This window comes from Streptomyces sp. NBC_00513, assembly GCF_041431415.1.
Lineage (GTDB): Bacteria > Actinomycetota > Actinomycetes > Streptomycetales > Streptomycetaceae > Streptomyces.
In genome coordinates this window covers 8,068,152-8,092,942 of record NZ_CP107845.1, presented here as the reverse complement: position 1 = coordinate 8,092,942, position 24,791 = coordinate 8,068,152, and the positions used below count along the sequence as shown (strand labels likewise).

The following is a 24,791-nucleotide window of genomic DNA, read 5'->3' as shown; positions in this document are numbered from 1 at the left end:
GCCGCTCCGGCGGCCGGTCAAGGGGGGAGGGCCGGGGGAAATCCGAGGCAGGACCGATCCCCCGGCTCGTTCCCTTTACCTCTTATCCCCGGGCATCGCACGCCGACACTCGCCGCCATATAGTCACACTTATATGTGGCGGTGGTGATTTCGGATTCCTCCACGCGAGCGTCAGTCAAGCCAGTTGGCCGCCAGGCCGGTGAGGTAGGAAAGGGTGAGTGTCATGGCGCCCGCCTGGAACCACGTTTCCCCTCCGGCCCAGTGGGCGAGCGTGGTAACGGCGCCCGAGACCCAGATGCTGACGCACCATCCGCAGGTGATCAGATACGCCGGGTGGGAGTCTTCGCCGAATCGGTCGGCGACCCGGGAGCGGAAGCCCGCAGCGAGGGCGTCCTTGGTGATGAATCGCGTGATGCGACAGATTGTTCCGAGCGACAAGAGGAAGATCAGCGCACTCATGGAATTCATCGTAGAGTTCCTGCTTCCCGCCCCACTCGCGTTTCCTCGAATCCGGCGGGAGGTCGGATCGGCGAGGAATGCCGGGAAGCGCCGGCGTGCCCCGCGGGCTGGGAATGCGCGCCCCGCGGGGTCGGCGGCGCCCTTGGAGCGGGCCCCTGGGCCCGACGCCGTTCCGTCGGGGACGGGGCTCGTCGGCGGTCGCCCGGCACCTACGGAGCCCGGCGCGTGCACGCCGCACTGAAACAGGTACGGTCCACCTCGTCACGCCGTTCCCGCCCTCGAAACGGGTCGGAAGGGCGCCCCTCCGGATTCCACTCGGCCCGGTGCTGCCGGGCTGAGACCAGTTGACCCCCTGAGCCCGCTGCGCTTCCAGGGCGAGGCGGTTGCGCTTCCTCAGCGCAGCGGCGCGGCGCCAGCGCTGCGTTTCACTGCGAACTGCGTTTGAACAGGGCGGAGTTCATCCCTTCCGGCGTAGCCTGAAGGCACACCCTTGCGCCATGCCCGCAGTACTCCCTCACTCGGACCAGGTGGACACGGTGACGCAGTCCAGGACCAACGAAGCCCTCGCGCACTGGGTGCGCACCTCGGGCGCCGGCTACAGCCGGATCGCGACGGAAGTCGGCCTCGTCGCCGCCCGACACGGCCGCCAGGACATCCAGACCGACAGCTCGCGCGTCTCCCGTTAGATCAACAAGGGCGAACGGCCGCGCCACCCGGTCCCCTCGTTCCTCGCCGAGGCAATGAGTCGCCTGTGCCACGGCCACACGCTCACCCCGGCCGACCTGGGCCTGAGGTGACCCCCGGAGTGCGGACACAGGGGTTCATGCTGCGAGTGAGAGTTTAGCTGCCTTGTGGTGCTGCTGTTCGAACTCGATCGGGGAGCGGTAGCCCAGCGCGCTGTGGCGTCGGCGGGCGTTGTAGTAGGCGTGCCACTCGAAGATCTCCAGCCTCGCCTGACGGAACGTCGAGAACAGCTTCCCGTGCATCGTTTCTCGCTTCAGGCGCTGCCAGAAACTCTCGGCCAGGGCGTTGTCATAGCTCGAGCCGACCCTGCCCATGCTCCTGCGAACGCCGTACCCAGCCAGGCTGCTCCGACCTGCACGTATGTGATGTCACCGCACCGCTTCTCGTCCAGAGCGCCGGCGGTGAAGTCCCGCTGGACCAGGTCCGCCACCGGTGGCGCGAGCCGGTCCGAAACCGTGGTGCGCTTCTTCCTGCGCAGGTGACGGCCGACGATGCCGTGCTTGCGCATCAGCCTGGCCACCCGCTTGCGGTTGACCGTGTGGCCGAAGCCTCGCAGTTCGGCATGGACGCGAAGCGCGCCGTAGTTCCCGCGGTGTTCGGCATGGATTTCACGGATCTCCTCGACCAGGGCATCCTCGGCAGCCTGCCGTTCCGCCCTCGCCCTGGGCGCCGGCAATCCACCGGTAGTAGCCCGAGCGGGAGACTTCCAGCACCCGGCATATCCGCTTGATGCCGAACCTGTCGGCGTGGGCGGAGACAAAGTCCCAAGCGGCGGTCTTCACTTCATCTCCCGGGCGAAATACGCCGCTGCCCGGCGCAGGATCTCCCGCTCGAGCTGCCACTCCTTCTCCGCCTTGGTCAGCCGGGCGTTCTCCGCACGCAGTCGGGTCAGCTCGACCTCGGTGTCCTGTGACGTTCCGGCGCCGGCCGGCAATGCGTCGGCATCACGCACCCAGGTCCGCAAAGTCTCGGGGTTGACATTCAGATCGGCCGCGACCTCCCGACACGTCCGCCTGCCCGCCGAGGCCCGCCACAACGCGATCGCGTCGGACCGGAACTCCGCACCGTACTTCGAGGGCCTTGCCACGTGGATCTACACCTTCCAGGATCAACAAGATCCATTGTCAGGCGTGTCCACTCACAGGGATCACCTCAGGCGAGATCGGCACCCTCGCGCCGGGCGCGCATGCCGACCTGCTCGTCGTGGACGGCGACCCGCTGACGGACCTGGCCGTCCTCACCCGCCCCGAGCGCCACCTGCGGCACGTGGTGAAGGCGGGCGCCGTCCTGTGAGCCCGTCAGGTGTGCCGGGCGCGCAGGTGGGTCGCCATGGTCTCGATCACCTCCGCCTGGTCGCGTACGAGGTAGAAGTGGCCCCGGGAGAAGACCCGTAAGGTGAACGGGCCTTCGGTGTGGGTGGCCCAGGCCGCCGCTTCGGCTTCCGTGACCTTCGGGTCCTCGCTGCCGATCATCGCGATCAGGGGGCAGTGCAACGGCTCCGCCGGCTCAGGAGCGTAGGTCTCGGCGGCCCGGTAGTCGGCGCGGATGGCCGGGAGGACCATCCGGAGCACCTCGTCGTCCCCGAGGAGTTGCGTGTCGGTGCCGCTGAGGCTCTTGACCTCCTCGATGAGGCCCCGGTCGTCCAGCAGGTGCGCGGTCTCGTGGCGGGGGGCCGAGGGGGCCCGGCGGCCCGAGGCGAATAGGGCCGCCGCGACGACGCCCTTCTCGCGTTCGAAGCGGCGGGCGACCTCGTAGGCCACCGAGGCGCCCATGCTGTGCCCGAAGAAGGCCAGCGGCCGGTCCGCCCAGGGCAGGAGCGCGGTGAACACCTGGTCGGCGAGTTCGGGGACGCTGTCGACGAGCGGTTCGGTACGGCGGTCCTGGCGGCCGGGGTACTGGACGCACAGGACGTCCACGAAGTCCGGCATGGTCCGGGCCAGGGGGAGGTAGAAGCTCGCGGAGCCGCCGGCGTGGGGCAGGCAGACCAGCCGGACGGAGCCGTCCGGCCTCGGCCGGAACCGGCGGATCCACAGGCTTTCGTCATGGGGGCTGGGGTGGGTGGTCATTGCGGTGGGCCCTTCGGGTGGGGTGGTGGAGGTCAGGGGAGTTCGACGAGCCATGCGTCGACGGCGGTCGCGGTGGACGGTGCGTGCCGTTCCATCAGCGTGTAGTGGTTGCCGGGGACTTCGGTGATGCTCCCGGCGTGTTCGGGGGCCTGCGGGCGGTCGTCGGCGCCCGGCTCGCCGTCGGCCATGGGGTCCTCGGCGCGGACGACCAGGGTGGGCGCCTTCGCCTGCGGGGCGTCCCACTTCTCGAAGGCGGCGAGGTAGCCGCCCATCGCGGTGAGCTGGGTGCCGGGCGCGGAGATGAAGTCGAAGCGCTCCGACTGCTCGCGCACCACCGCCGACTGGAAGCGGTCCGCCATGCCCTGCTCGCGGGTGAAGCTGTCGAGCATCACGATGCCTTCGACGGGCCGGCCCAGCTCCTCCAGCCGGCAGGCCACGGCGTGCGCGACCCAGCCGCCCGAGGAGTAGCCGACGAGCACCACGGGCTCCTCGCCCGCGCACTCGGCGACGGCCTGGACGTGGACCTCCACGAGGGCGGCGACGTCCCGCGGCAGCGCCTCCCCCGGGCCGAATCCCGGCTCGGGCAGGGCCCAGACGGTGCGCCGGCCGCCGAACGCGGCCGCGAAGCGCGCGTACTGGTGCACCCCGGAGGGGGCCATGTACGGGCCGAAGCAGATCAGTTGCGGGCCTTCGTCGCCGTGCGCCAGCCGGACCGGGACCGGCCGGTGGCCGGAGGCCGAGGCGGCGTCGAAGACCGGGCGCAGGCGCGCCGCGGCGGTGAGCATCTCGATGCCCTCGGTGAGCCTGCCGAGTTCACCGGCCCGGCGGTAGAGGCCGACGAGGAGATCGTCCCCGTCGGTCGTGACGGGGTCGGCCGGGGTCCGCGTCAGGAGGGTGAGGAGGCGGGTGGTCACCGCCGTGGGGGTGCGGTGGTCGAAGACCAGGGTACTGGGCAGCTTGAGGCCGGTGGCACGGGCGAGCCGCTTGGCGAGCTGGACGGCGGTCAGCGAGTCGAAGCCGAGTTCCAGGAAGACGTGCCGGTCCCGTACCGCGTCGGCGGAGGGGTGGCCGAGTACGGCCGCGGCCTCGGAGCGTACGAAATCCAGCACCGCGGCGTCCCGTTCGGCTCCGGAGAGCCCTGCCAGCCTGCGGGTCAGGAGCGGTTCGGTGTCCGGCTGCCCGCCCGGACCGGTCTCCTCGGCGGCCAGCAGGCGGGCCACCTCGGGCAGGCCGGTGAGCAGCGGGCTCGGCCGGGCCGCGGTGAAACCGGGCAGGAAGCGCTGCCAGTCCACGTCGGCGACGATCACCGAGGTGTCGCCGTGCTCGACCGCGCGGCGCAGGGCCGGCACGGCGCGGGCGGGGTCCATCGGGGCGAGGCCGCGCCGTCGCAGCCGCTCCTCGGCGGCCCGGTCGACCATCCCGCCGCCGCCCCAGGCACCCCAGGCGACGGAGGTGGCGGTCAGGCCGCGGGCCCGTCGGCGGGCCGCGAGGGCGTCCAGGGAGGCGTTGGCCGCCGCGTAGGCGGACTGTGCGCCACTCCCCCAGGCGGCGGCGCCGGAGGAGAACAGGACGAAGGCGTCCAGTTCGCGCTCGCCCAGCAGTTCGTCCAGGTGGCTCGCGCCCGCCGCCTTCGCCTCCATGACGGCGGCGACCTCGGCGACGGTGGTGTCCGCGAGCATGGCGGGCGTGCCGACGCCCGCGGCGTGCACCACGGCGCTGAGCGGCGGCAGCGCGGTGAGCGAGTCCAGGAGCGCGGCCACCTCCGTGCGGTCCGCCATGTCGCGGGCGGTGACGGTCACGCGGGCGCCCAGTGCCTCCAGTTCGGCGCGCAGCTCGTCGGCGCCGTCGGCGGCGGGGCCGCGGCGGCTGGTCAGCACCAGGTGTTCGGCGCCGGCGCTCGCCAGCCAGCGGGCGACCCGGCCCCCGATGAAGCCGGTACCGCCGGTGACCAGGACGGTGCCGCGCGGCTGCCAGCCGGGCCCGGCCGGGGCGTCGGCGCCGGGGGCGCGGAGCATCCGGCGGGCGTAGCAGCCCTCGGCGCGGACGGCGATCTGGTCCTCCCCGCCGGCCGCGGTCAGCGCCGCGGCCAGCCGGCGTCCGGTGGCGGTGTCGGTGTCCCGTACGCCGGCGGGCAGGTCGACCACGCCGCCCCACCGGGCGGGGTGTTCCAGGGCCACGACCCGGCCCAGGGCCGCGACGGGCGCCTGGGACGCGGCGTGTAGGGGGTCGGCGGGTCCGGTGGACTCCGCGCCCCGGGTCACGCACCACAGCGGGGCGTCGATGCCGGCGTCGCCGAGCGCCTGGACGAGGTGCAGGGTGGTGGCCAGGCCCAGCGGGACGGCGGGGTGGTCGGGGTGGGGGTGGTCGTCGAGGGCCAGCAGGGACAGGACGCCGCGTACGCCCGGGGCCGTTTCCCGCAGGGTGGCGGCGAGGGTGTGGCGGTCCTCGTCGCCCGTGACGGCGAGCCGGACGGTCTCGGCGCCGTGTACGGCGAGGGAGTCGAGGGCCAGCTCCACCGCCGGGTCGCCGAGCCGATCCCGGGGGACGACCGCGAGCCAGGGCCCGGACAGGGTGGGCGGTGCGGTGTCGGGGAGCGGCTTCCAGCCGATCCGGTAGCGCCAGGTGTCGGTGACGGCCTCGTCGCGGCGGCCCTGGTGCCAGGCGTGCAGCGCCGGGAGCGTGGAGCGCAGGGTGGCGTCCTCGTCGAAGGAGAGTTCCGCGGTGAGGGAGGCCAGGTCCTGGCGTTCCACGGCCGCCCAGAACGCGGCGTCCGCGGCGGCCTGCGGCGCCGGGGCGGTGTCGGCCGCCGTGTCGGGTGCCTCGGGTGCGTCGAGCCAGTACCGCTGCCGCTGGAAGGGGTAGGTCGGCAGTTCGGCGGGCGGGCCGGCGGGGGCGCCGAACACCGTGGTCCAGTCGACGGGGACGCCGTGCGCGTGGGCCTCGCCGAGGGCGCCGAGGAAGCGCCGGGCGCCGCCCGCGGAGCGGGTCAGGGTCGGTACGACGGCCTCGGCGGGACCGTCCGTACGGGCGTCGTCGAGGGTGTCCTGGAGTCCGTACACCAGCACCGGGTGCGGGCTGATCTCGATGAAGACCCGGTGCCCGTCGGCCAGCAGGCGCCGGGTGGCCTGCTCGAAGCGCACGGTCTGCCGCAGGTTGCGGTACCAGTAGTCGGCGTCCGGCGCGGTGTCGAGCGGTTCGCCCGTCACGGTGGAGCAGAACGGGATCAGCGGGGCGCTCGGGGCGAGCGGTGCGAGTTCCGCGGCGAGTTCGTCCCGTACCGCCTCGACCTGGGCGCAGTGCGAGGCCAGGTCCACCTTGACCGGCTTGGCCGCCACTCCGTCGGCGGTGCAGGCGTCGAGGAATTCGGCCAGGGCGTCCACGTCGCCGGAGACGACCACGGTGCGCGGCCCGTTGACGGCGGCCACACCGAGGCGGCCCTGCCAGCGGGTGAGCCGTTCGGTGACCTCGGCCTCGGAGCGCGGGACCGACGCCATGCCGCCCTGGCCCGACAGCCGTACGAGCAGGGCGCTGCGGCGCGCCACGAGCCGGGCTCCGTCCTCCAGGGTCAGCGCCCCGGCGACGACGGCGGCCGCGATCTCGCCCTGCGAGTGGCCGACGACGGCGGCCGGACGTACCCCGCAGGCACGCCACAGTTCGGCGAGGGCCACCATCACCGCCCACAGCACCGGCTGGATGACGTCCGGGCCCTCCAGCGCGGGGGCGCAGTCCGCGCCGCGCAGGACCTCGTCGAGCGACCAGTCCACGTACGGGGCGAGCGCCTCGCCGCAGGCGGTGATCCGGTCGCGGAAGACGGGCGAGGTGTCGAGGAGCTCGACGGCCATGCCCGCCCACTGGGAGCCCTGGCCGGGGAAGACGAACACCGGCTGGACGGGCGATCCGGCCGAGCCGCGCACCGCGAGCTCGTGGGCGCCGCCGGCGGCGAGCGCGTCCAGGGCATCGGCCAGTTCGCCGCGGCCCTCGCCGACGACCACGGCGCGTTCGGCGAAGAGGGTACGGGTGGTGGCCAGGGCGTACCCGATGTCGCGCGGCCGGGTCCGGTCGTCGCGCAGGAGCGCGGCGAGGTGTCCGGCCTGTTCCTCCAGTGCCGGGCCGGTGCGGGCGGACAGCAGCAGCGGCACCGCGGCCGTTGCTGCCGGGGGGAGCGCGTCCGGCGCGTCGGGGCGGGCGGCGGCGGGCGGTGCCTGCGGGGCTTCCTCGATGATGACGTGGGCGTTGGTCCCGCTCATGCCGAAGGAGGAGACCGCGGCCCGCCGGGGGCGGTCGGCCACATCCCAGGCGACGGGTTCGGTCAGCAGCCGGACGGCGCCGGTGCTCCAGTCGACGTGCGGGGTCGGCTCGTCGGCGTGCAGGGTCCTGGGGAGGACGCCGTGGCGCAGGGCCTGCACCATCTTGATGATGCCGCCCGCTCCGGCCGCGGCCTGGGTGTGCCCGATGTTGGACTTCAGGGAGCCCAGCCACAGCGGCCGGTCCCCCGCGCGGTCCTGGCCGTACGTGGCCAGCAGCGCGGAGGCTTCGATGGGGTCGCCGAGGCGGGTGCCGGTGCCGTGGCCCTCGACCGCGTCGACGTCGGAGGCGGACAGTCCGGCGTTGGCGAGGGCCTGGCGGATGACGAGCTGCTGGGCGCGTCCGCTGGGGGCGGTCAGGCCGTTGGAGGCGCCGTCCTGGTTGACGGCGCTGCCACGGACCACCGCGAGGACCCGGTGTCCGTTGCGGCGGGCGTCGGAGAGCCGCTCCACCAGCAGCATGCCGACGCCTTCGCCCCAGCCGGTGCCGTCGGCGTCGGCGGAGTAGGCCTTGCAGCGGCCGTCGGCGGAGAGGGCGCGCTGCCGGCTGAACTCGACGAAGGCGCCGGAGCTGGACATGACCGTCACCCCGCCGGCCAGGGCGAGTTCGCATTCGCCCTGGCGCAGGGCCTGCGCCGCCATGTGCAGGGCCACGAGCGAGGAGGAGCAGGCGGTGTCGACGGTGACGGCGGGGCCTTCGAGACCGAGGGTGTAGGCGATGCGTCCGGAGGCGACGCTGGCCGCGTTGCCGGTGCCGAGGTAGCCCTCGACGTCCTCGGGCACGGCGAGGCCGCGCCGGATGTAGTCCTGGTACCCGGAGCCGACGAACACGCCGGTACGGCTGCCGCGCACGCTCGCCGGGTCGATGCCGGCCCGCTCGAAGGCCTCCCAGGAGGTTTCCAGGAGCAGCCGCTGCTGGGGGTCCATGGCGGTGGCCTCGCGCGGCGAGATCCCGAAGAACGCGGCGTCGAAGTCGGCCAGGTCGTAGAGGAAGCCGCCGGCCCGGGCGTACGTCGTTCCGGGGTGGTCGGGGTCGGGGTGGTAGAGGGTGTCCAGGTCCCAGCCCCGGTTGTCGGGGAACACCGACATCGCGTCCGTGCCCTCGTCCACCAGCCGCCACAGTTCTTCCGGGGAGCGGACCCCGCCCGGGTAGCGGCAGCTCATGGCGACGATCGCGATCGGTTCGTCGTCGGCCCGGACGGGTGCGGCCGCGGCCCCGGTGGTGTCGGCGGTGCCGAGGAGTTCGACGAGGAGCGCGCCCGCCAGGTCGAGGGCCGACGGGTAGTCGAACACCAGGGTGGTGGGGAGCTTCAGCCCGGTGGCTGCGGCCAGCCGGTTGCGCAGTTCGACGGCGGTCAGGGAGTCGAAGCCGAGGTCGCGGAAGGCCCGCCCGGGCTCGACGGCCTCGGGGCCCGGGTGTCCGAGCACGGCCGCGGCCTCGGCCCGTACGAGTTCCACGAGCGTGCGGTCCCGTTCGGCGGGCTCCGCCCCGGCGAGGGCCCGGCGCAGGGCGGCCGCGGTGTCGGCGGCCCCGCCGGAGTGCCCGGACGGTGCGGAGTCCGCCTCCCGGACCTCGGGCAGGTCGCCGAGCAGCGGGCTGGGGCGGCCGACGGTGAATGTGGGGGCGAAGCGCGGCCAGTGCACGTCGGCGACGGTCACGGCGGTCGCGTTCCGGCCGACCGCGCGCTCCAGCACCGTGAGCGCGGATTCGGCGGCCAGGGGTTCGAGGCCGCGCCGCCGCAGACCCTGGGCGATCTCGGGGCCGGCGGCCATGCCCGCGTCGGCCCAGGGGCCCCAGGCGAGGGCGGTGGCCCGCAGGCCGCGGGCCCGGCGGGCGGCGGCGAGCGCGTCGAGGTGGGCGTTGGCGGCGCTGTACGCGGCCTGGCCGCCCGCACCCCACACCCCGGCGATGGACGAGAACAGCACGAACGCGTCCAGTTCGGCGGGGCCGCCGGGGAGTTCGTCGAGGAGCTCGTCGAGGTGGGTGGCGGCCGTCGCCTTGGCGGCCAGGACGGCGGCGAAGGCCGCCGGACCGGTGTCGGCGAGCAGAGCGGGGGTGTCCACGCCCGCCGTGTGCACCACGGCGGTGAGCGGGGCCTCGGCGGTTTCGGGGCCGCCGGTCAGGTCGGCGAGCAGCCGGGCCAGCGCGTCCCGGTCGGACACGTCGCAGGCAGCCAGCGTCACGCGGGCGCCCAGCTCCTCCAGTTCGGTGCGCAGCTCGTCGGCGCCGTCGGCGGCGGGGCCTCGGCGGCTGGTCAGCACCAGGTGTTGGGCGCCGCGCGCGGCGAGCAGCCGGGCGACGTGCCCGCCCAGCGCGCCGGTCCCGCCGGTGATCAGCACCGTTCCCCGGGGGTGCCATTCCCCGGCCGGCCGGGCGTCCGCCTCGGTGGTGCGGGCGAGCCGGCGGGCGTAGAGGCCGTCCGCGCGGACGGCGAGCTGGTCCTCCGGGCCGCCGGCGCCGAGGGTGGCGAGGAGCCGCTCCAGTACGGCCCCGTCGCAGACCCGGGGCAGGTCGACGAGGCCGCCCCACCGGTCCGGGTGCTCCAGCGCGGCCACCCGGCCGAGCCCCCAGATCTGGGCCTGGGCGGGGGCCGTCACCGCCTGGTCGGCAGGCGAGGTGGACACCGCGCCGCGCGTGGCGCACCACAGCGGTGCCCCGATGTGCGCGTCGCCCAACGCCTGGACCAGGGTCAGGGTGCCGGAGACTCCGGCGGGCAGTGCGGCCAGGCCCGCCGTCGGACGTTCGTCCGTTCCGAGCAGGGAGACGACCGCGCGCAGGGCCGTGCCGTCGGCGGCCTCGCGCAGCCGTGCGGTGAGTGCCTCCCGGTCCTCCGCGCCGTCGACGGTGAGGCAGGTGACGCGGGCGCCGTGTGCCGCGAGCGCGTCCCGGAGTCCGGCGGCGAGGGGTACGGAGCCGCTGTCGTGATCCGGAGCGACCTCGGGCAGGACCAGCAGCCAGTGCCCGTCGAGGGGCGTGGTCGCCGGGTCGGCCAGCTGCTTCCAGATGACGTCGTACTGCCAGTCCTCGACCGTGGACCGGGCGCCTCGGGTGGGTGCGGCTGCTTCGAGCCAGTAGCGGGTGCGCTGGAAGGCGTAGGTGGGCAGGTCGATGCGCCGGGCGCCGCGTCCGGCGAGGACGGCGGTCCAGTCGACGGGGGTGCCGTGGACGTGGAGCCGGGCGAGGGCGGTGGTGACGGCCAGGGCCTCGGGGCGGTCCGTGCGCAGGAGGGGAACGGTGACCGCTTCGACCAGCAGATCCTGAGCCATGGCGGTCAGGGCGCCGCCGGGGCCGATCTCCAGGAAGGTGTCCACACCCTCGTCGGCGAGGGCCGTGACCGCGTCGGCGAAACGGACCGTCTCGCGGACGTGGCGGACCCAATAGTCGACGGAGCAGAACTCCTCCGACGGGACCGGACGTCCGGTGAGGGTGGAGACGACGGGCGTGCGCGGGGCATGGAAGGTGACCGTTTCGACGACCTTGCGGAACTCGGCCAGCATCGGGTCCATCAGCGGCGAGTGGAAGGCGTGCGAGACGGACAGCGCCTTGGTCTTCCGGCCGTCGGCCGACAGTCGGTCGACGGCGGCGGTCACGGCGTCCAACGCGCCCGAAATCACCACGGACGAAGGCCCGTTGACGGCGGCGATGCCCGCACGGCCCTCACGACCGGCCAGCAGTACACGTACCTCGTCCTCCGAGGCCTGCACCGCGACCATGACGCCCCCGACCGGAAGCGCCTGCATCAGACGGCCGCGCGCCGCCACCAGCCGCGCCGCGTCCTCCAGCGAGAGCACACCCGCCACATGCGCGGCCGCGAACTCACCCACCGAATGACCCGCCAGGAAGTCCGGCCGCACACCCCACGACTCCACCAGCCGGAACAGCGCCACCTCGACCGCGAACAACGCCGGCTGTGTGCAGCCGGTCCGGTTCAGCAGCTCCGCGTCCTCACCGAACACGACTGATTTCACGGGGTGTTCGAGGTGGGGATCCAGCACGGAGCAGGCCGCGTCGAAGGCTTCCGTGAACACGGGAGAGGAGGCGTACAGCTCGCGTCCCATGCCCAGCCGCTGGCTCCCCTGCCCCGAGAACAGGAACGCGGTGGCTCCGTCGCGTCCGCCGGTCCCCTGGACCAGTTGGGCGGCAGGCGTGTCCTTGGCCATCGCCTTCACACCGGCGAGGAGTTCGGGCAGGTCGGTACCGACGACGGCGGCGCGGTGTTCCAGTGCGGCACGTGAGGTGGCCAGGGAGTGGGCGACGTCCACGGGGCTGACGTCACCGAGCCCGAGGAGGTGGGTCAGGAGCCGTTCCGCCTGTTCGCGCAGGGCGGAGGCGTTGCGCCCCGAGAGGGTCCAGGCCACGGGAAGCGGGCCGCCGTCGGGGTCGGTCCGGTTCTGCCCGGCCGGGTCTTCCCCGGCGTCGGGTGCCGGCGGGGCCTGCTCGATGATGGTGTGGGCGTTGGTCCCGCTCACGCCGAAGGACGATACGGCTGCCCGGCGCAGGTGGCCGTTCTCCGTCCACGCGACGGGCTCGGTGAGGAGGCGTACGGATCCGGCCGACCAGTCGACGTGCGGGGACGGCTGGTCCGCGTGCAGGGTCTTGGGCAGGACCCCGTGCCGCATCGCCTCGACCATCTTGATGATCCCGCCCACACCTGCGGCGGCCTGGGTGTGCCCGATATTGGACTTCAGCGAACCCAGCCACAGCGGCCGGCCCTCCGGCCGGTCCTGCCCGTACGTGGCCAACAGCGCCTGCGCTTCGATCGGGTCACCGAGCCTCGTACCCGTACCGTGCGCCTCCACCACATCCACATCCGAAGCCGACAACCCGGCACTCGCCAGGGCCTGTTCAATGACCCGCTGCTGCGCAGGACCGTTCGGCGCCGTCAGGCCGTTCGAGGCACCGTCCTGGTTCACGGCCGACCCGCGCACCACCGCCAGCACCGGATGACCCTTACGCCGCGCGTCCGACAACCGCTCCACCAACAGCATGCCGACGCCCTCGCCCCAGCCGGTCCCGTCGGCCTCGGCGGCGAAGGACTTGCAACGGCCGTCGACGGCCAGTCCCCGCTGGCGGCTGAACTCGGTGAACATGCCGGTGGCGGCCATGACGGCGGCCCCGCCCGCGAGGGCCATCGAGCATTCGCCCTGGCGCAGGGCCTGGACCGCCAGGTGCAGGGCGACCAGGGAGGAGGAGCAGGCGGTGTCCACGGTCAGCGACGGGCCTTCGAGCCCGAAGGTGTACGACACGCGGCCGGAGGCGACGCTCGGGGCGGTGCCGGTGAGCAGGAAGCCCTCCAGTTCCTCGCGGGTGTCACCGCTGCCCGCGTAGCCCTGGTAGGCGAGGCCGAGGAACACGCCGGTCCGGGATCCCTTGACGGAGGTGGGGGCGATCCCGGCCCGCTCGAACGCCTCCCAGGCGACTTCGAGGAGCAGCCGCTGCTGCGGGTCGGTGGCGAGGGCCTCGCGGGGGGACATCCCGAAGAAGCCGGGGTCGAAGCGGGCCGCCTCGTGGAGGAACCCGCCCTCGCGGGTGTAGCACTTGCCGGGCGTGCCCGGGTCCGGGTCGTACAGGCCTTCGAGGTCCCAGCCCCGGTCGGTGGGGAAGCCGGTGATGGCGTCGGAGCCGCTGTCGACGAGCTTCCAGAGCGCTTCGGGGCTGTCCACCTGTCCCGGGTAGCGGCAGCTCATGGCCACGATGGCGATGGGTTCCTGGTCCTTGGCCTCCACCTCGTGGAGGCGGCGCCGGGTCTGCTTGAGGTCCGCCGTCACGCGCTTGAGGTAGTCCAGCAGTTTCTGTTCATTGTCGCCCTGGCCGTTGCTGCCGGACTCGTTGTGTTCGTCGTGCTGGTTCTGCATGTCTCGTTCACCCGCCGGGATGCGTCTGGAGTGTGGTGCGGTGGTGCGGCCGCGGAGGTGTGCACCGTGGGGGTCCGGGTGCTCAGGCCCCGTCGAGTTCCTGGTCGATGAGCGCGAAGATGTCGTCGACGGTCGCACTGCGCAGCCGAGCGTCGGCTGCCTCTTCGGGCGACGGGCCGCCCGCCCGTTCGTGGGTGGCGGCGCCTTCGTCGAGGGCGGCGAGCACACCGTGCAGGCGGGTCCTGATCCGGGACCGGACGAGGTCGTCGTCGACGCCGACGGCGGCGAGGGCCGCCTCCAGCCTGTCGAGTTCGCCGAAGACGGCCAGGGCGGAGGGGGCCTGCGCCGGGGCCGGTGCGAGGTCGGTCCGGATGCGTTCGGTGAGGGCGACGGGTGTGGGGCAGTCGAACACGAGGGTGGCCGGGAGTCGGAGTCCAGTGGCGGCGCCCAGCCGGTTGCGCAGTTCCACCGAGGTGAGGGAGTCGAAGCCGAGCAGCTTGAACTCGCGGTTCCGGTCGACGTCGCGGGGGCCGCCGAGGCCGAGCACCGCCGCCACGTGGGTGCGTACCAGGTCGAGCAGGACGCTGTCCCGTTCGGGTTCGGACAGGGTGGCGAGCCGGTCGCGCAGTGCGTCGGCCCCGCCGCCCGCGGCGGCGTCCCGGGCGGTGCGCCGGGCCGCCGGGCGGACCAGGGCGCGCAGGACGGCCGGGACCTCCCGGTCGGGGTCCGGGCCGGCGCCGGGCGCGGTGGGGGCGAAGCGTACGGGTACCGCGACGGCGTGTTCGCCGGTCCGGGCCGCGTCGAAGAGGGCGAGGCCCTCGTCGGCGCGGAAGGACAGCAGTCCGGAGCGGGCCATCCGCTCGCGGCCCGCCTCGTCCATCCCCGAGGCCATGCCGCTGTCGGCCCAGGGGCCCCAGGCGATGGCGGTGGCGGGCAGGCCGGCCGCCCTGCGGCGCTGGGCGAGCGCGTCCAGGAACGCGTTGGCCGCGGCGTAGTTGCCCTGTCCGGCGCTGCCCAGGGTTGCGGCGACGGAGGAGAAGAGGACGAACGCCGACAGGTCCAGGTCGCGGGTCAGCTCGTGGAGGTTGAGCGCGGCGTCCGCCTTGGGGCGCAGGACCGCCTCCAGCCGGTCCGGGGTGAGGGTGGCGACCAGGCCGTCGTCGAGGACTCCGGCTGCGTGGATCACCGCGGTCAGCGGCCGGTCCGCCGGGACGTCGGCCAGCAGGGCGGCGAGCGCGCTGCGCTCGGCGGCGTCGCAGGCCGCCACCGTGACGCTCTCCGCGCCCCGCGCGAGCAGGTCGTCCCGTAGCGCGTCCGCTCCGTCGGCCGCCGGGCCGCGCCTGCTGGTGAGCAGCAGGTGCCGGACTCCGTGTGCGGTCACCAGGTGGCGGGCCACCAGAGCGCCGAGGGCGCCTGTGGCGCCGGTGACGAGGACGGTACCGGCGGGTTCGGGCGCTGCGGGGACGGTGAGGACGAGCTTGCCGATGTGCCGGGCCTGGCTGAGGTGGCGCAGTGCCTGCGGAGCCTGGCGTACGTCCCAGCAGGTGACGGGCAGCGGGCGCAGCGCCCCGGTCTCGAACAGCGCCACCAGCTCGTGGAGCATGGCGCCGATGCGGTCGGGTCCGGCCTCGATGGTGTCGAAGGCGGTGTACGCGGCGCCCCGGTGCTCCTCGGCGACCCGTGCGGGGTCGCGGACGTCGGTCTTGCCCATCTCCAGGAAGCGGCCGCCGTCGGCGAGCGTGCGCAGCGAGGCGTCGACGAAGGCGCCGGCGAGGGAGTTGAGTACGACGTCCACACCTCGGCCTTCAGTGGCGGTCAGGAACCGCTGCTCGAAGCCGAGGTCGCGGGAAGAGGCGAGGTGGTCCTCGTCCAGGCCGGCCTGCCGCAGGGCCGCCCACTTGCCGGCTCCCGCGGTGCCGTAGACCTCGGCGCCGAGGTGGCGGGCCAGCTGGGTCGCGGCCATGCCGACGCCGCCCGCCGCCGAGTGGACCAGCAGGGTCTGTCCGGCCCGCAGACCCGCCAGGTCGACGAGGGCGTAGTAGGCGGTGAGGAACACGATCGGTACGGAGGCGGCCTCGGTGAAAGTCCAGCCCTCGGGCATCCTCGCCACCATCCGGTGGTCGGCGACGGCGAGCGGGCCGAACGCCTCGGGAATCATGCCGAAGACGCGGTCTCCCACGGCCAGTCCGGTGACTCCGGGGCCGGTCCCGGCCACGACGCCGGCGGCCTCGCTGCCGAGGGTGGCGGCGCCCGGGTACATGCCGAGGGCGATGAGGGCGTCGCGGAAATTGACTCCGGCGGCGCGTACGGCGATGCGTACCTGGCCCTCGCCGAGCGGGGCGGTGGCCGCCGGGTTGTCGGTCAGCGCGAGGCCGTCGAGGGTGCCGGCGGCCTCCGCCGTCAGGCGCCAGGCGGTGGCGCCGGGTGCGGGACGCAGCGCGTCGGCGGCGGTCCGGCGGGCGAGCCTGGGCACGTACGCGACGCCGTTGCGCAGTGCGAACTGCGGTTCACCGGTCGCCAGCGCGGCGGTCAGCGCCCGGCCGGACGGCCCGTGTCCGTCGAGTTCGCCGTCGGTGTCCACGAGGACCAGGCGGGCCGGGTTCTCCGACTGGGCGGACCGTACGAGGCCCCACAGGGCGCTCTGTGCCGGATCGGTGACCGTGGTTCCCGGTGTGGGGGCGACGGCGCCCCGGGTGAGGAGCACCAGCCGGGCGTGCGCGGTCCGGTCGTCTCCGAGCCAGGTCCGCAGGAGTTCGAGGCCCTGGCGGGTGACCGTGCGGACGTCCTGCGCCGTGCCGTCGCCGGTGGTGGACGGGGCCGGTACCAGGACGGTGTCCGGGAGCGCGTCCGCGTCGCCGAGGCCGGCGAGGAGCGTGAGGAGACCCGCGTGGTCCTCGGCCCGGGCGACGGTCGCGGTGGCGGCGGCTTCGTCCAGGTCCTCCAGGTCCTCCAGGTCCTCCAGGTCCTCCAGGTCCTCCAGGTCCTCCAGGGGGAGGGTGGGCCAGTCCATCCGGTACAGGGTGTCCTGGTGCTCGACCTGCCGCGCGGAGGGCAGCTGATCGGCCGTCACCGCCCGCAGCACGAGGGACTCCACGGAGGCCACCGGCCTGCCCGTGCCGTCGGCGACCAGGAGCGACACCGTGTCCGGGGCGGGCAAGGTCAGCCGGACGCGCAAGCTCGTCGCACCGGTCGCCTCCAGCCGTACGCCGCTCCAGGCGAACGGAATCCGTCCCTGCCCGGTGTCCGGCAGCAGGCCGCCGAGGCCGACGGCGTGGAGGGCGGAGTCGAGCAGCGCCGGGTGCACGCCGAAGCCGTCGACGGGCGTGTCCTGGGGAAGCGCGACCTCCGCGAACACCTCCCCGTCGCGCTGCCACAGCGCGCGCAGCCCCTGGAACACCGGCCCGTAGCCGAAGCCGAGTTCCGTGAGCCGGGCGTAGTACCCGTCGACCGGGACGGGCCGGGCGGCGGCGGGCGGCCACTGCGAGAGGTCCTCCCCGAGGGCGGGGCGTGCGGGCGGCTCCGTGGCGAGCACGCCGACGGCGTGGGTCGACCAGGGTTCGTCGGGGTTCGCACCGTCCGGCCGGGAGTGGACCTGCACGGTCCGGCGCCCGGCGTCGTCGGGTCCGGCCACCGCGACCTGGAGCTGGACGCCGCCCCGGGCGGGCAGGACGAGCGGGGTCTGGAGAGTGAGTTCGTCGATCCGGTCGCAGCCGGTCTCGTCGGCGGCCCGGATCGCGAGGTCCACGAGGGCCGTACCGGGGAGCAGCACCGCACCCATGACCTGGTGTTCCGCCAGCCAGGGCTGGGCCGTCAGCGACAGCCGCCCGGTGAGGACGACCCCGTCGCCGTCGGCGAGTGCCACGGCGGCGCCCAGCAGCGCGTGCTCCGCCGATCGCAGGCCGGCACTCGCGAGGTCCCCTACGGCGGCGCCGGTGTCGAGCCAGTAGCGGGTGCGCTGGAAGGCGTAGGTGGGCAGGTCGATGCGCCGGGCGCCGCGTCCGGCGAGGACGGCGGTCCAGTCGACGGGGGTGCCGTGGACGTGGAGCCGGGCGAGGGCGGTGGTGACGGCCAGGGCCTCGGGGCGGTCCGTGCGCAGGAGGGGAACGGTGACCGCTTCGACCAGCAGATCCTGGGCCATGGCGGTCAGGGCGCCGCCGGGGCCGATCTCCAGGAAGGTGTCCACACCCTCGTCGGCGAGGGCCGTGACCGCGTCGGCGAAGCGGACCGTCTCGCGGACGTGGCGGACCCAATAGTCGACGGAGCAGAACTCCTCCGACGGGACCGGACGTCCGGTGAGGGTGGAGACGACGGGCGTGCGCGGGGCTTCGAAGACAACGGCCTCGACGACCTTGCGGAAGTCGGCCAGCATCGGATCCATGAGCGGCGAGTGGAAAGCATGCGAGACGGACAGGGCCTTGGTCTTCCGGCCGTCGACTGACAGCTGGTCGACGACAGCAGCTACGGCATCCTCCGCTCCCGAAATCACCACGGACGAAGGCCCGTTGACGGCGGCGATGCCCGCACGGTCCTCGTAACCGGCCAGCAGTTCACGTACCTCGTCCTCCGAGGCCTGCACCGCCACCATGACACCCCCGGCCGGAAGTGCTTGCATGAGGCGGCCGCGTGCCGCCACCAGGGCCGCCGCGTCCTCCAGCGAGAGAACCCCCGCCACATGGGCGACGGCGAACTCGCCCACCGAATGCCCCGCCAGCAGATCCGGCCGCACACCCCACGACTCCACCAGCCGGTACAGCGCCACCTCGACCGCGAACAGCGCCGGCTGCGCGTACTCCGTCCGGTTCAGCGGCTCCGCGTCCTCACCGAACACGACGTCCCTCAAGGGCTGTTCAAGGTGTGCGTCCACATGAGCACACACCTCGTCGAACGCGTCCGCGAACACCGGGAAAACGGCGTACAGTTCACGCCCCATCCCCAGCCGCTGACCCCCCTGCCCCGAGAACAGGAAAGCCGTCCGGCGGTCCGAGGAGACGGCCCCGCGAAGTGCAGGGTCGGCCGTGTCACCCGAGGCCAGGGCGCGCAGGGTCGGCAGGAAGTCCTCCCGGGCGGTGCCGAGTGCCACCGCGCGGTGGTCCAGGGCGGCACGCGTCGCGGCCAACGACAGGGCCACGTCGGCCGGTTCGAGTTCCGGGTGGCTCTCGATGTGGGCGAGGAGGCGTGCGGCCTGGTCGCGGAGGGCTTCCGGGCTGGTGCCGGACATGAGCCACGGGACGACGTCAGGCGCCGGGCCCGTCTCGTCGTGGGCCGGGGGCGGGGTCTGCGGCGGGGCCTGTTCGATGATGATGTGGGCGTTGGTGCCGCTGACACCGAAGGAGGAGATTCCGGCGCGGCGGGTGTGGGTGCGGTCCTCGGGCCAGGGCAGCGGCTCGGCGAGGAGTTCGACCGCGCCGGTGGTCCAGTCGACGTGCGGGGTCGGCGCGTCCACGTGCAGGGTCCTGGGGAGCACGCCGTGCCGCAGCGCCTCGACCATCTTGATGATCCCGCCGACTCCTGCGGCGGCCTGGGTGTGCCCGATGTTGGACTTCAGGGAGCCCAGCCACAGCGGCCGGCCCTCCGGCCGGTCCTGCCCGTACGTGGCCAGCAGCGCCTGGGCCTCGATCGGGTCACCGAGGGTGGTGCCGGTGCCGTGGGCCTCGACCACGTCGACGTCGGCGGTCGACAGGCCCGCGTTGGCGAGGGCCTGGCGGATGACGCGCTGCTGTGCGGGGCCGTTGGGGGCGGTGAGGCCGTTCGAGGCGCCGTCCTGGTTGATCGCGGAGCCGCGTACGACGGCCAGGACCCGGTGGCCGTTGCGGCGGGCGTCGGAGAGCCGCTCGACCAGCAGCAGGCCGACGCCTTCGCCCCAGCCGGTGCCGTCGGCTGCGGCCGCGAAGGACTTGCAGCGGCCGTCGACGGCCAGCCCCCGCTGGCGGCTGAACTCGATGAAGGCGTTGGGGCTGGACATCACCGTGACACCGCCGGCCAGGGCGAGGTCGCACTCGCCGCGCCGCAGGGCCTGGGCGGCGAGGTGCAGGGCGACCAGGGAGGACGAGCACGCGGTGTCGACGGTCAGAGTCGGTCCTTCGAGGCCGAAGGAGTAGGCGATCCGGCCGGAGACGACGCTGCCGGAGCTTCCGGTGCCGATGTAGCCCTCCAGGTCCTGCGGGACGGTCAGCAGGCGTGCTGCGTAGTCCTGGTAGCCGGAGCCGATGTAGACGCCCGTGCTGCTGCCGCGTAGTGAGGTGGGGTCGATGCCGGCCCGTTCGAAGGCCTCCCAGGAGGTCTCCAGCAGCAGTCGTTGCTGGGGGTCCATGGCGAGGGCCTCGCGGGGGGAGATCCCGAAGAACAGCGGGTCGAAGTCGGCGACGTCGTAGAGGAAGCCGCCGTCCTTGGCGTAGGTGGTGCCGGGCCGGTCGGGGTCCGGGTCGTAGAGGGAGCCCAGGTCCCAGCCCCGGTCGGCGGGGAAGCCGCCGATCGCGTCGCGTCCTTCGGCGACGAGGTGCCAGAGGTCTTCGGGGGTGCGTACGCCGCCCGGGTAGCGGCAGCTCATGGCGACGATGGCGACGGGCTCGTCGTCCTCGGGGGTGCGGGTCGCCGCCGACGGGCGGGGGCTCGCGGCGGCCTCGCCGGTGGTGGCCGCGGTCAGTTCGGTTAGCAGGTGTGCGGCCAGGACGGCCGGGGTGGGGTGGTCGAAGACGAGGGTGGCCGGGAGGTGGACGCCGGTGGCCTTGTTCAGCCGGTTGCGCAGTTCGACGGCGGTGAGGGAGTCGAAGCCCAGTTCGCGGAAGGCGCGGTCGGCGGCGACCGCGTCCGTGTCCGGGTGGCCGAGTACGGCCGCCGCCTCGCTCCGTACGAGTGCGAGTACCGCGCGGGCCTGCTCGGGCGCGGTCAGGGTCATGGTCCGGCCGACGAATGCGGGCCGTTCGCCCTGGAGCGTCGTGTGCGCGGCGGCGTCCGCTGCCGCGGCCAGGGCGGCGGCGGCCTCGGGGATGTCGCCGATGAGCGGGCTGGGCCGGAGCAGGGTGAAGGAGGGCGCGAAGTGCTCCCAGGTGACGTCGGCGACCGTCACCGCCGTCTCGTCGTGCTCCAGGGCCGTGCGCAGTGCGGCGACCGCCGACGCCGGGTCGAGGGCGGGGAGTCCGCGCTTGCGGAGGCGTTCCTCGGCGTCGCCGTCCTCGACCATTCCGCCGCCCGCCCAGGGTCCCCAGGCGACGGCCGTGGCGGTGAGTCCGCGGGTGCGGCGGTGTTCGGCGAGGGCGTCGAGGGAGGCGTTCGCCACCGCGTACGCGGCCTGCCCGGCCGCGCCCCAGATGCCGGAGATCGACGAGAAGAGGACGAAGGCGTCCAGCGGGCGGTCGCCCAGCAGTTCGTCCAGGTGCCGGGCGCCGGCCGCCTTGGCCGCGAGGACGTCCGCGAACTTCTGCGGCGTCGTCCCGTCCAGCATGCCGGGGGTGCCCACTCCGGCGGCGTGCACGACGGCCGTCAGCGGGTGGTCCCCGGGCAGGCCGTCGAGCAGGCGTGCCACGGCGTCGCGGTCGGCGATGTCGCAGGCCTCGACGGTGACCTTCGCGCCGCGTTCCTCCAGTTCGGCGCGGAGCGTGTCGGCGCCGGCCGCGGCTGCTCCGCGCCGGCTGGTCAGTACGAGGTGTGCCGCGCCGGCGTCGGCCAGCCAGCGGGCCACGTGTGCGCCCAGCGCGCCGGTGCCGCCGGTGATCAGGACGGTTCCGCGCGGCTGCCACCCGGTGGTCGCCGCGTGCGGGCCCGTCGTGTCCCGGGGCGCGCGCTGCAGGCGTCGTACGAAGACCCCCGCGGCCCGTACGGCCAGCTGGTCCTCGGTCTCGTGGGCGCCGGCGAGTACGGCGGCGAAGCGGCGTGCCGCGCGGTCGTCCAGGGTGTCGGGCAGGTCCAGCAGGCCGCCCCAGCGGGCGGGGTGTTCCAGCGCCGTCGTGCGTCCGAGTGCCCAGACCTGGGCCTGGTGCGGGCTGCGGAGCGGGTCGGAGGGGGCGGTGGACACGGCGCCCCGGGTCGCGCACCACAGGGGTGCGCCGAGGCTGGTGTCGCCGAGGGCCTGGAGGAGCGTGAGGGTCGCGGCGAGTCCCTCGGGGAGCTCGGGGTGCGGGGGGTGCGGCTGCTCCTCGACCGCGAGTAGCGACAGGATTCCCGCGAGGTCCGCGCCGGCCGTCGCGGTCCGCAGCCGGTCGGCGAGGTCCGCGCGACCGGTGCCGGGCTCCACGGGCAGGGGGCGCACCTCGGCGCCGTGGTCGCGCAGGGCGCGTAGTGCGTCGGCCGCCCAGGGGTCGGCGTCGGCTCCGGCGGGCAGGCGTCCGGCGGGCATGGCGACGAGCCAGGTGCCGGACAGCCGGGTCCCGCCGGCGGGGGCCGCGGCGGGCTTCCACACGGTGCGGTAGCGCCGACCGTCCAGGTCGGACTGCTCGCGGTGCCTGCGCCGCCACAGGGTGAGCGCGGGCAGGACCGAGCTGAGCGGTGCGTCGTCCGCCAGGTCGAGCCGCCGGGCGAACGCTTCGAGGTCCGCGCGTTCCACGGCTTCCCAGAACCCGGTCTCGGCCGGGTCCGCCGCGGTCCCGGTGTCGGGCCGCGGGCCGGAGAAGGCCGTCGACTCCAGCCAGTACCGGCGGCGCTGGAAGGCGTAGGTGGGCAGGTCGGGGAGTACGGGGCCGCGTGCGCCGAGGAGTGCGGTCCAGTCGGGCGTGACGCCGTGGACGTGGAGCTGGGCGAGTGCGGAGGCGACCGCGAGGTCCTCGGGGCGGTCGGTGCGGAGGACCGGCAGGGCCACCGCCGGGCGCGTGCCGAGCAGCGGCTGTGCCAGGGCCGTCAGGACGCCGCCGGGTCCGATCTCGACGAACACCGACGCTCCGGCATCCGCCAGTGCCCCCACCGCGTCCGCGAAGCGCACGGCCTCGCGGGCCTGACGCACCCAGTACCCGGCGTCCGCCAGCTCTCCGGCGGTCACGGGGCGGCCGGTGGCCGTGGACACCACCGCGACGGCCGGCTCGGTGAAGGTCACGCCCTCGACGGCCTTGCGGAATTCGGCGAGCACCGGGTCCATGAGCGGTGAGTGGAAGGCGTGCGAGACGGAGAGCGCCTTGGTCTTCCGGCCGTCGGCCGACAGACGGTCGACCACCGCCGCTACGGCGTCCTCCGCGCCCGAAACCACCACGGAGGAAGGCCCGTTGACGGCGGCGACAGCCGCCCGGCCCTCGTAGCCGGTCAGCCGGGCCCGTACCTCTTCCTCCGAGGCCTGCACCGCGACCATCACTCCCCCGGCCGGGAGCGCCTGCATCAGCCGGCCGCGTGCCGCCACGAGCTGCGCCGCGTCGTCCAGCGACAGTGCTCCCGCCACGTGGACCGCCGCGAACTCGCCCACCGAATGGCCCGCCAGGAACTCCGGCCGCACACTCCAGGACTCCAGCAGCCGGTACAGCGCCACCTCGACGGCGAACAGTGCGGGCTGCGTGTACGCCGTCCGGTGGAGCAGTTCCTCGTCCTGGCCGAACACCACGCCCTTCAGGGGCAGTTCGAGGTGGGTGTCGAGCGCGCTGCACACCGCGTCGAAGGCGTCCGCGAACACCGGGAAGGCGGCGTACAGCTCCCGGCCCATGCCGAGCCGCTGGCTGCCCTGTCCCGAGAACAGGAACGCCACCTTGCTCCTGCGGGCCGTCGTCGTGCCCTCGAAGGCCCGACCCGTCGGCTCGTGGCGGGCGAGGGCGGTGAGGGCGGTGAGCAGTTCGTCGCGGTCCCGGCCCACGACGGCGGCACGGTGCGGCAGCCCGGCACGGGTCGTCGCGAGCGCCCGGGCGATGTCCGCCGGCGGGGTCAGCGGGTGGTCCTGCACGTACGACAGGAGGCGCCGGGCCTGCTCGGGCAGGGCCTCGGGGCTCCGGGCCGAGAGGGGCCAGAAGAGCGGGGTCCGGGAGGGTACGGGCTCCTCCGTCCCATCGGCGGCCGGTTCGGGGGCGGGCTCTTCGAGGACGACGTGGGCGTTCGTACCGCTGACCCCGAACGAGGACACGCCCGCCCGGCGCGGCCCGTCGCCGGACGGCCATGCGACGGGCTCCGTGAGCAGCCGGACGGCGCCCGCCGACCAGTCCACGTGCGGGGAGGGCTCGTCGAGGTGCAGGGTGCCCGGCAGGACCCCGTGGTGCATGGCCATGACCATCTTGATGACGCCCGCCACACCCGCGGCGGCCTGGGTGTGGCCGATGTTCGACTTGAGCGCACCGAGCAGCAGCGGCCGCCCGGCGGGCCGGTCCTGGCCGTACGTGGCGAGCAGGGCCTGCGCTTCGATCGGGTCGCCGAGCGCGGTGCCGGTGCCGTGGGCCTCGACCGCGTCCACGTCCGCGCCGGTGAGGCCGGCGTCGGCCAGGGCCTGGCGGATGACCTTCTGCTGCGCGGGTCCGCTGGGGGCGGTCAGGCCGTTGGAGGCTCCGTCCTGGTTGACGGCGCTGCCCCGGACCACGGCCAGGACGCGATGCCCGTTGCGGCGGGCGTCGGAGAGCCGCTCCACCAGCAGCATGCCGACGCCCTCGGACCAGCCCGTGCCGTCGGCGGCGGCCGAGAACGGCTTGCACCGGCCGTCGGCGGCCAGCCCGCGCTGCCGGCTGAACTCCATGAACGCGCCGGGCGTGGACATGACCGTCACTCCGCTGACCAGGGCGAGCGAGCACTCGTCCTTGCGCAGTGCCTGGGCGGCGAGGTGCAGGGCGACCAGCGAGGACGAGCAGGCGGTGTCGACCGTGACGGCGGGCCCTTCGAGGCCGAAGGTGTAGGCGAGGCGGCCGGAGATGACGGCGGCGGCGTTGCCCGTGCCCAGATATCCGTCGAAGTCCTCCGGGGAGGTGGACAGCCGCGCGTAGTCCTGACCGTTGGTGCCGGCGAAGACTCCGGTGCGGCTGCCGCGCAGGTCCGCCGGGTCGATTCCGGCCCGTTCGAAGGCCTCCCAGGCCGTCTCCAGGAGGAGCCGCTGCTGCGGGTCCATCATCAGTGCCTCGCGCGGCGAGATGCCGAAGAACCCGGCGTCGAACTCGCCGACGCCGTCGAGGAATCCGCCGTGCCGTACGTAGCAGGTGCCCGCGTGGTCCGGGTCGGGGTCGTACAGCGCGTCGAGGTCCCAGCCCCGGTCGGCGGGGAAGCCGGAGATCGCGTCGCCGCCGTCCGCCACCAGCCGCCACAGTTCCTCGGGCGAGGTCACCCCGCCCGGAAAGCGGCAGCTCATCGCGACGACGGCGATGGGCTCGTGGGCGTCGAACGTCAGCTTCCGGTTCTGGCGGCGCAGCCGCTCGGTCTCCTGGAGGGAGGCCCGCAGTGCCTGAACGATCTTCTCGTTCGATGTGGTCATCATGTGCTC

At 74.2% G+C, this 24,791-nt stretch carries 5 protein-coding genes and 1 pseudogene; 1 reads left to right on the top strand and 5 read right to left on the bottom strand.

The window, feature by feature from the left end; genetic code table 11:
* Nucleotides 1–171: 171 nt before the first annotated feature.
* Nucleotides 172–459, bottom strand: a complete 288-nt coding sequence (locus OHA84_RS36185) for a hypothetical protein (RefSeq protein WP_266967291.1) — start codon at nt 457–459, stop codon at nt 172–174.
* 497 nt (nt 460–956) lie between these two features.
* On the opposite strand from OHA84_RS36185, the gene OHA84_RS36180 reads away from it, so the two are divergent.
* Nucleotides 957–1,145: a hypothetical protein gene (locus OHA84_RS36180; protein ID WP_266967292.1), complete on the top strand. Its 189-nt coding sequence runs from the start codon at nt 957–959 to the stop codon at nt 1,143–1,145.
* A 135-nt stretch (nt 1,146–1,280) separates the two neighbouring features.
* Here the strand turns inward: OHA84_RS36180 and OHA84_RS36175 are convergent.
* The 4 genes and pseudogenes from OHA84_RS36175 to OHA84_RS36160 form a co-directional block, all read right to left on the bottom strand.
* A pseudogene (locus OHA84_RS36175) lies at nt 1,281–2,290 on the bottom strand (IS3 family transposase).
* A 211-nt stretch (nt 2,291–2,501) separates the two neighbouring features.
* On the bottom strand, nt 2,502–3,269 hold the full coding sequence (locus tag OHA84_RS36170) for a thioesterase II family protein (RefSeq protein ID WP_266967295.1): 768 nt from the start codon (nt 3,267–3,269) through the stop codon (nt 2,502–2,504).
* Nucleotides 3,270–3,301: 32 nt separating this feature from the next.
* Nucleotides 3,302–13,429, bottom strand: a complete 10,128-nt coding sequence (locus tag OHA84_RS36165; RefSeq protein ID WP_266967297.1) for a type I polyketide synthase — start codon at nt 13,427–13,429, stop codon at nt 3,302–3,304.
* Nucleotides 13,430–13,511: 82 nt separating this feature from the next.
* Nucleotides 13,512–24,782, bottom strand: a complete 11,271-nt coding sequence (locus tag OHA84_RS36160) for a type I polyketide synthase (RefSeq protein WP_371591621.1) — start codon at nt 24,780–24,782, stop codon at nt 13,512–13,514.
* Nucleotides 24,783–24,791: the final 9 nt, after the last annotated feature.

Excerpts from the sequence above, each read along its gene's own strand:
- OHA84_RS36185 (WP_266967291.1), bottom strand. The coding sequence starts at position 459 with ATGAGTGCGCTGATCTTCCTCTTGTCGCTCGGAACAATCTGTCGCATC.
- OHA84_RS36180 (WP_266967292.1), top strand. The coding sequence starts at position 957 with ATGCCCGCAGTACTCCCTCACTCGGACCAGGTGGACACGGTGACGCAG.
- OHA84_RS36170 (WP_266967295.1), bottom strand. The coding sequence starts at position 3,269 with ATGACCACCCACCCCAGCCCCCATGACGAAAGCCTGTGGATCCGCCGG.
- OHA84_RS36165 (WP_266967297.1), bottom strand. The coding sequence starts at position 13,429 with ATGCAGAACCAGCACGACGAACACAACGAGTCCGGCAGCAACGGCCAG.
- OHA84_RS36160 (WP_371591621.1), bottom strand. The coding sequence starts at position 24,782 with ATGACCACATCGAACGAGAAGATCGTTCAGGCACTGCGGGCCTCCCTC.